This is a genomic window from Streptomyces sp. NPDC002133, assembly GCF_040296405.1.
Lineage (GTDB): Bacteria > Actinomycetota > Actinomycetes > Streptomycetales > Streptomycetaceae > Streptomyces.
Genome location: NZ_JBEOXF010000085.1, coordinates 18,787 through 27,225, shown reverse-complemented (window position 1 = coordinate 27,225; position 8,439 = coordinate 18,787). Strand labels below are relative to the sequence as shown.

Sequence of the window (8,439 nt, the reverse complement as noted above, 5' to 3'; positions counted from 1 at the left end):
ACGAGGTCAAGGGCAAGGTCGGACAGTCCCTGCGCGACCACCTGGAGTCCGTCAAGCTGTCTTCGTCGCGCGCCGACGGGCGGCCGCGGCCGTCACGAGGACGCCACGGGGGCTGGACCCCGTGGATGTACCTCGCGCCGGCGCTCGTCGTCCTGGGCGGACTGCTCGTCTACCCCATCTACCAGCTCGGGCTCATCTCCTTCCTCGAGTACACCCAGGCCCAGGTCAGCGGCGGCGAGCCGACGTCCTTCCAGGGCTTCGGCAACTACACCGCCCTGTTCGGCGACAGCCAGTTCTGGCAGGTCCTCCTCGCCACCGTCGTCTTCGCCGCGGCCTGTGTCGTCGCCACGCTCGCCGTCGGGTGCGCCCTCGCCGTACTGCTCACCCGGATCCGCGCCCTGCCCCGCCTTGCGCTCATGCTCGCCGCGCTCGGGGCGTGGGCGACGCCCGCGATCACCGGGTCGACCGTCTGGGTCTTCCTCTTCGACCCGGACTTCGGCCCGGTCAACAAGGTGTTCGGGCTCGGCGACTTCTCGTGGACGTACGGCCGCTACAGCGCCTTCGCGCTCGTGCTCTTCGAGGTCGTGTGGTGCTCGTTCCCGTTCGTGATGGTGACGGTGTACGCCGGTATCAAGGCCATCCCGGGCGAGGTGCTCGAAGCCGCCGCGCTGGACGGTGCCTCGCAGTGGCGGACCTGGCGTTCGGTCACGGCACCCGTGCTGCGGCCCATCCTGGTCGTGGTGACGATCCAGTCGATCATCTGGGACTTCAAGGTCTTCACGCAGATCTACGTGATGACGAACGGCGGTGGAATCGCCGGCCAGAATCTCGTCCTCAACGTGTACGCCTACCAAAAGGCCTTCGCGTCCTCGCAGTACAGCCTGGGCTCGGCGATCGGCGTCGTGATGCTGCTCATCCTGCTCGCCGTCACGCTGGTCTATCTGCGGCTGCTGCGCCGCCAGGGGGAGGAACTGTGAGCACGCTCTCCGCCCGTCTCCGATTCCACGTCCGCATCCACAGGCCGTGGCGCCTCGCCGCCGAGGCGGCCGCCCTGCTCATCGCGGCCGTCGTCGCCTTCCCGCTGTACTGGATGGTGCTCTCCGCGTTCAAGCCCGCGGGTGAGATCCAGTCCACCGAAGCCCGGCCGTGGACGCTTTCCCCGTCCCTCGACTCGTTCCGCCGCGTTTTCGAACAGCAGGAATTCGGCCGCTACTTCCTCAACAGCCTCTTCGTGGCCGGAGCCGTCGTCATCGCCTCCGCGCTCATCGCCTTTCTCGCGGCAACTGCCGTGACCCGTTTCCGTTTCCGGTTCCGCACCACCCTGCTGATCATGTTCCTGGTCGCGCAGATGGTGCCGATCGAGGCGCTGACCATCCCACTGTTCTTCCTGATGCGGGACTTCGGGCAGCTCAACACCCTCGGCGCGCTGATCCTGCCGCACATCGCCTTTTCGCTGCCGTTCGCGATCTGGATGCTCCGCGGCTTCGTCAAGGCGGTTCCGGAGGCGCTGGAGGAGGCCGCGTACATCGACGGCGCGAGCCGCGCGCGCTTCCTCTGGCAGATTCTGTTCCCGCTGGTCTTCCCCGGGCTCGTCGCGACGAGCGTCTTCTCCTTCATCTCGACGTGGAACGACTTCCTCTTCGCGAAGTCGTTCATCATCAGCGACACCTCGCAGTCGACCCTTCCGATGGCGCTGCTGGTCTTCTTCAAGCCGGACGAGAACGACTGGGGCGGGATCATGGCGGCCTCGACGGTGATGACGATTCCGGTGCTGGTCTTCTTCGTACTCGTACAGCGACGTCTGGTTTCCGGACTCGGCGGCGCGGTGAAGGACTGAGGCAATGAACCTGATTCCCGCTCCACGGAGCATCGGCGGCCCGAAGCGGTGCGGATTCGTCCCGGATACGCGCACAACGATCAGCGCCGGTCCGGGTACCGGGACCACGGAGCGCTGGCTGCGTTCCACCGTGGGCTCTGCCCTGGGCCTGCCGTTCCCGCCCGCGGCCGACGGCACACAAGGAAACATCCTCACCCTGCGCATCGACGACGGCATGGCGCCCGAGGCGTACCGCCTCTCGGTGGTGTCCACCGTGGGCGTGGAGATTGCCGGCGGTGACGCGGCCGGCGTCTTCTGGGGCGCCCAGACGCTGCGTCAACTGCTCGGGCCCGACGCGTTCCGCCGGGCACCCGTGCGGCGCGACGTGGCCGTGGGCATCCCGGACCAGATCATCGAGGACGCCCCACGCTTCCGCTGGCGCGGCCTCATGCTCGACGTCGCCCGCCACTTCCTCCCCAAGGACGACGTCCTCCGCTGTCTCGATCTCCTCGCCGCCCACAAGCTCAACGTCTTCCACTTCCATCTCACCGACGACCAGGGCTGGCGCATCGAGATCAAGCGCCACCCGCGCCTCACCGAGGTCGGCTCGTGGCGGTCCCGCACGAAATGGGGGCACAGGGCGTCCGACCTCTGGGACGAGAAGCCGCACGGCGGTTACTACACGCAGGACGACATCCGCGAAATCGTCGCGTACGCCGCCGAGCGGCACATCAGCGTCGTTCCGGAGATCGACATCCCGGGCCACTCGCAGGCCGCCATCGCCGCGTACCCGGAACTGGGCAACACCGACGTCATCACGGCGTCGACCGAGGCGGACACCGCCCTTTCCGTGTGGGACACCTGGGGCGTCAACCCGAACGTGCTCGCTCCCTCCGACACCACCCTCCGCTTCTACGAAGAGGTGCTGGAGGAGGTCCTCGACCTCTTCCCGGCCGCCAACTCCCCGTTCGTCCACATCGGCGGCGACGAGTGCCCCAAGGACCAGTGGAAGGCGTCCCCCGCCGCCCAGGGCCGCATCAAGGAGCTCGGCCTCGCCGACGAGGACGAGCTGCAGTCCTGGATCATCCGGCACTTCGACACCTGGCTGGCCGCCCGCGGCCGCCGCCTCATCGGGTGGGACGAGATCCTGGAGGGCGGTCTGGCTCCCGGCGCAGCCGTTTCGTCGTGGCGCGGCTACGCCGGCGGGGTCGCCGCCGCGCGCGCGGGCCACGACGTCGTCATGTGCCCCGAGCAGCAGGTCTATCTCGACCACCGGCAGGCCGCCGGTGCCGACGAGCCGATGCCCATCGGCTACGTACGCACCCTGGAGGACGTCTACCGATTCGAGCCCGTCCCGCCGGAGCTGACCGGCACCCCCGAGGCGGCGCACGTCCTCGGCACCCAGGCCAACGTCTGGACGGAGGTCATGCAGGACCGCTCCCGCGTCGACTACCAGGTCTTTCCGCGCCTCGCGGCCTTCGCCGAGGTCGCGTGGTCCGCACTCCCCGCCTCCGCCGACCGTGACTTCGCGGACTTCGAGCGGCGAATGACGGTCCACTACAGGCGCCTTGACGCGCTCGGCGTCGACTACCGGCCGCCCGGCGGCCCGTTGCCGTGGCAGAAGCGCCCAGGTGTGCTCGGACGTCCGATCGAGGGGGCGCCCCCAATCGTGTGAGCCGCGCCACAAGATGGTGCTCCCGGCGGCGGTCCCTGGGACCGTGGGGGGCCGCACGGAAAAGTCGTACAAGGAGCGCCGAAGAGCGGTAATCCGCTTGTGACGGCAATGCCGTACCAAACCGGACGAACGTCAGTCTTCGGAATGTTCTGGACGGATGTGCCCTTCGCGGACCCTCGCGTCGGACCGCTCGGAAGATGTGCCAGAGTTGCCACGTCCGGGTTGTGAGCACGTACGGTACGGCAACACAGGCGGACAGCCGGGACACCGGGAAGGGGCAGCTGGGTTGACCACTCACGCACCGCAGGCGGCGCAGTCCGTGACGCTGCCGGCCTCGCTCGACGAGGCCGTGGCGGCGCTCACGGCCATGCCCGCCGCCGTGCCGGTCGCAGGTGGCACGGACCTGATGGCGGCCGTCAACAAGGGTCGGCTGCGGCCCGCCGGTCTCGTCGGTCTCGGCCGCATCAACGAGATCCGCGGCTGGCAGTACCAGGACGGCCACGCGCTGCTCGGTGCCGGCCTCACCCACGCCCGGATGGGCCGGCCCGACTTCGCCGCGCTCATCCCCGCGCTCGCCGCGTCCGCGCGCGCCGCGGGCCCGCCGCAGATCCGCAACGCCGGCACGCTCGGCGGCAACATCGCCACCGCGGCCCCGACCGGTGACACCCTGCCCGTGCTCGCCGCGCTGGAGGCGGACCTGGTCATCGCGGGCCCGGGCGGCGCCCACCGCGAGATCCCGGTCTCCCATCTGCTGGCCGGCCGGGAGATGCTCGGTCCGGCGGAGCTGATCGGCTTCGTCCGCGTACCGCTGCTGCACGCCCCGCAGGTGTTCCTCAAGGCCACGGGGCGCACCGGCCCCGGCCGCGCGTCGGCGTCCGTCGCCGTCGTGCTCGACCCGGCGCGGCGCGGGGTGCGCTGTGCGGTCGGCGCGATCGCGCCGATGCCGCTGCGTCCGCTGGAGGCCGAGCGCTGGATCGCGTCCCTGATCGACTGGGACGGCGCGCGCGGTCTGGCACCCGAGGCGCTGGCGGCCTTCGGCGAGTACGTGGCAGCGGCCTGTATCCCGGACCCGCAGGGCGACGAGCAGATGCCGCCCGGGATCCTGCACCTGCGGCGCACGGTCGCCGCGCTGGCCCGACGAGCACTGGGGAGGGCGCTGTCGTGAGCACGGAAGAGAACGCTTCGGGGCAGCAGCACCAGCAGCCGCAGCCGCAGTCCCCGTCGCAGCAGCGAGGGGGCGGCGGATGGCAGCCCACCCCGCAGGGCGAGTACGACTCCGACGCGACGGCCTTCGTCCAACTGCCGCCCGAGGGCCTGCTGGACGCACCGCTCGCGGCGCCCGGGCACGGCTATGTGCCGCCCCAGATCACGCCGCCGACTCCTGCGCCCGGCACGGACCCCGCGGCGACGGGCACCTGGATGGTGCAGCCGCAGCCCGAGCCTGCCGCGACGCAGCAGGACCCGCGTGCGACCGGCCAGTGGACCTTCCCGGAGGCCGAGCCCGTCGCGGCCGGGCCTTCCGAGCTGACGGGCCAGTGGACGATCCCCGTGGCACAGGGGGACCTTCCGGACGAGTCCGGCGAGTTCACGACGTCCGTGCTGGCGTCCCAGTGGGGCGGAGGTACGCCTCCGGCGACACTGCCGGGAGGCGCGGCCGCGCCCTGGGCGACGACTCCGGAGGCGGCGCCCGAGGAGCCCGCGGCTCCGGCGCCGTACCCGGCGACGCTGCCGGGAGGGGCGGCCGCGCCCTGGGCGACGGCGCCGCAGGAGCCGGCCGAGGCGGTCGCCCGGGCCGGAGCCCCGGAGCCCGCGCCCGTACCGCAGCCGCAGTCACAGACGCCGCCGGAGCCCGAGCAGCAGCCTGTGCGGCAGCCGGAGCCCGAGGACGTACCGGCAGCGGCTCAGGATCCGGCGCAGGCCGAGGCCCAGGACCGAGCCGGCGGCACCCTCGGCAACGACGAACACCCCCACACCTCGTACGTCCTGCGTGTGAACGGCGCCGACCGCCCCGTCACGGACGCCTGGGTCGGCGAGTCCCTGCTCTACGTGCTGCGCGAGCGCCTCGGCCTCGCCGGTGCCAAGGACGGCTGCTCGCAGGGTGAGTGCGGCGCGTGCAACGTCCAGGTCGACGGCCGGCTGGTCGCCTCCTGCCTCGTTCCCGCGGCCACGGCGGCGGGCTCCGAGGTCCGTACGGTCGAGGGCCTCGCCGTCGACGGCGAACCGTCCGACGTCCAGCGCGCCCTCGCCAAGTGCGGCGCCGTCCAGTGCGGCTTCTGCATTCCCGGCATGGCCATGACCGTCCACGACCTGTTGGAGGGCAACCACGCCCCCACGGAGCTCGAGACCCGGCAGGCGCTCTGCGGCAACCTCTGCCGCTGCTCGGGCTACCGAGGTGTCGTCGACGCCGTGCGCGAGGTCGTCGCGGAGCGCGAGGCGAGCGCCGCCGCCGCGGCGGCGGCCACGGAGGAGCCCCACGAGGAGGCACGCATCCCGCACCAGGCACCCCCCGGGGCCGGTAGTGTGCAGCCCCACCCGCATGACGGAGGCATGGCGTGAGCAACGACGCGGCCACCACCGTGACGACGATGCCCCAGGGGGGCGGCGACGCCCAGGGAGAGGTGCCCACCCACGGCCTCGGCGCCTCGCTCCCGCAGGCCGACGCGCGCGCCAAGACCGAGGGCACGTTCCCGTACGCCGCGGACCTGTGGGCCGAGGGCCTGCTGTGGGCCGCGATCCTGCGCTCCCCGCACCCCCATGCCCGTATCACCTCCATCGACACCGCCGCCGCTGCCGACATGCAAGGCGTGCACGCGGTCATCACGCAGGCCGACGTCCCGGGCGACGCGGCGTACGGCCGCCGGATCGCGGACCGGCCCGTCTTCGCGTCCGAGACCGTCCGCCACCACGGAGAGGCGATCGCCGCCGTCGCGGCCGACCACCCCGACACGGCCCGGCTCGCCGCTGCCGCGATCGCGGTCGAGTACGAGATCCTCGAGCCGGTCACCGACCCCGAGAAGGCCTTCGCCGCCGAGCCCCTGCACCCCGACGGCAACCTGATCCGCCACATCCCGCTCAACTTCGGCGACCCCGAGGCGACCGGCGAGACGATCGTCGAGGGCCTGTACCGGATCGGCCGCCAGGACCCCGCCCCCATCGGCGCCGAGGCCGGCCTCGCCGTGCCGCGCCCCGACGGCGGCGTCGAGCTCTACACCGCGTCCACCGACCCGCACACGGACCGCGATCTGGCGGCGGCCTGCTTCGGACTGCCGCCGGAGCAGGTGAAGGTCGTCGTCACGGGCGTACCGGGCGCGACGGGCGACCGCGAGGACCCGGGCTTCCAGATCCCGCTCGGCCTGCTGGCCCTGAAGACCGGCTGCCCGGTCAAGCTGACGGCCACCCGCGAGGAGTCCTTCCTCGGCCACGCCCACCGCCACCCGACCCTGCTCCGCTACCGCCACCACGCGGACGCCGAGGGCAAGCTCGTGAAGGTCGAGGCCCAGATCCTGCTGGACGCGGGCGCCTATGCCGATGCCTCGTCGGAGTCCCTGGCCGCCGCCGTGGCCTTCGCCTGCGGCCCGTACGTCGTCCCGCACGCCTTCATCGAGGGCTGGGCCGTACGCACCAACAACCCGCCCTCCGGCCATGTCCGCGGCGAGGGCGCGATGCAGGTGTGCGCCGCGTACGAGGCCCAGATGGACAAGCTGGCCGCGAAACTGGGCCTGGACCCCACCGAGGTCCGCCTCCGCAACGTGCTTGCCACCGGCGACATCCTCCCCACCGGCCAGACGGTCACCTGCCCGGCCCCGGTCGCCGAACTGCTGCTGGCCGTACGCGACTTCCCGCTGCCCGCGCTCCCCATGGACACCCCGGAAGAGGCCTGGCTCCTCCCAGGCGGCCCCGAGGGCGCGGGCGAACCGGGCGCGGTGCGCCGCGGCGTCGGCTACGCGCTCGGCATGGTCCACATGCTCGGGGCCGAGGGGGCGGACGAGGTCTCGACGGCGACGGTCAAGGTCCATGACGGCGCCGCAACCGTCATCTGCGCGGCCGTGGAAACCGGCCAGGGCTTCTCCACCCTGGCCCGTCAGATCGTCCAGGAGACCCTGGGTATCGACGAGGTCCGCGTCGCCCCGGTCGACACCGACCAGCCCCCGGCGGGTGCGGCCGCGCACGGCCGACACACCTGGGTCTCGGGCGGAGCCGTCGAACGGGCGGCAAAGATGGTCCGTACGCAGCTGTTGCAGCCCCTGGCCCACAAGTTCGGCATGTCCACCGAGCTGCTCCAGATCACCGACGGCAAGATCACGTCGTACGACGGCGTGCTCTCCACGACCGTCACCGAGGCCATGGACGGCAAGGAACTCTGGGCCACCGCCCAGTGCCGCCCCCACCCCACCGAACCCCTCGACGACCACGGCCAGGGCGACGCCTTCGTCGGCCTCGCCTTCTGCGCCATCCGCGCGGTCGTCGACGTCGACATCGAACTCGGTTCCGTACGCGTCGTCGAGGTCGCCGTCGCCCAGGACGTCGGCCGCGTCCTCAACCCCGCCCAGTTGAACGCCCGCATCGAGGCCGGCATCACGCAGGGCGTCGGCACGGCCCTCACCGAGAACCTCCGCACCGCCCGCGGCCTCGTCCGCCACCCCGACCTCACGGGCTACGCTCTCCCGACCTCCCTCGACGCCCCCGACATCCGCATCGTCAAACTCATCGAGGAACGCGACGTGGTGGCCCCCTTCGGCGCAAAGGCCGCCTCCGCGGTCCCGGTCGTCACCTCCCCGGCCGCCGTCGCCTCCGCAGTCCGCGCGGCCACGGGCCGCCCGGTCAACCGCCTCCCGATCAGGCCGCAGGCGGCGGTCGCTGTGCCCAACTCATAACCGTGTGATCCGCGTTGCACGTGCAATGCCGAGGTGCACCGTGTCACTGATGGTGACTACAGTGATCTCCGAAG

6 protein-coding genes are annotated in these 8,439 nt (G+C 71.9%); all 6 read left to right on the top strand.

What is annotated here, in order from left to right; all coding sequences use genetic code 11:
* The first annotated feature begins 56 nt into the window (after positions 1-56).
* The 6 genes from ABT078_RS39355 to ABT078_RS39330 all read left to right on the top strand — a co-directional run bounded on the left by ABT078_RS39355 (position 57) and on the right by ABT078_RS39330 (position 8,365).
* Positions 57-977, top strand: a complete 921-nt coding sequence (locus tag ABT078_RS39355; protein ID WP_351236712.1) for a carbohydrate ABC transporter permease — start codon at positions 57-59, stop codon at positions 975-977.
* Complete coding sequence (locus tag ABT078_RS39350) at positions 974-1,837, top strand: carbohydrate ABC transporter permease (protein ID WP_351236708.1); 864 nt, start codon at positions 974-976, stop codon at positions 1,835-1,837. Before ABT078_RS39355 ends, ABT078_RS39350 begins: the two co-directional genes overlap by 4 nt.
* 4 nt (positions 1,838-1,841) lie before the next feature.
* Complete coding sequence (locus tag ABT078_RS39345) at positions 1,842-3,491, top strand: beta-N-acetylhexosaminidase (RefSeq protein WP_351236706.1); 1,650 nt, start codon at positions 1,842-1,844, stop codon at positions 3,489-3,491.
* Positions 3,492-3,777: 286 nt separating this feature from the next.
* Positions 3,778-4,656, top strand: coding sequence for an FAD binding domain-containing protein (locus tag ABT078_RS39340; RefSeq protein ID WP_351236704.1), 879 nt, complete (start codon positions 3,778-3,780; stop codon positions 4,654-4,656).
* Positions 4,653-6,047, top strand: a complete 1,395-nt coding sequence (locus ABT078_RS39335) for a 2Fe-2S iron-sulfur cluster-binding protein (RefSeq protein WP_351236702.1) — start codon at positions 4,653-4,655, stop codon at positions 6,045-6,047. The genes ABT078_RS39340 and ABT078_RS39335 overlap by 4 nt, the downstream gene beginning before the upstream one ends.
* Positions 6,044-8,365, top strand: coding sequence for a xanthine dehydrogenase family protein molybdopterin-binding subunit (locus tag ABT078_RS39330; RefSeq protein WP_502981528.1), 2,322 nt, complete (start codon positions 6,044-6,046; stop codon positions 8,363-8,365). The genes ABT078_RS39335 and ABT078_RS39330 overlap by 4 nt, the downstream gene beginning before the upstream one ends.
* The last annotated feature ends 74 nt before the right edge of the window (positions 8,366-8,439 follow it).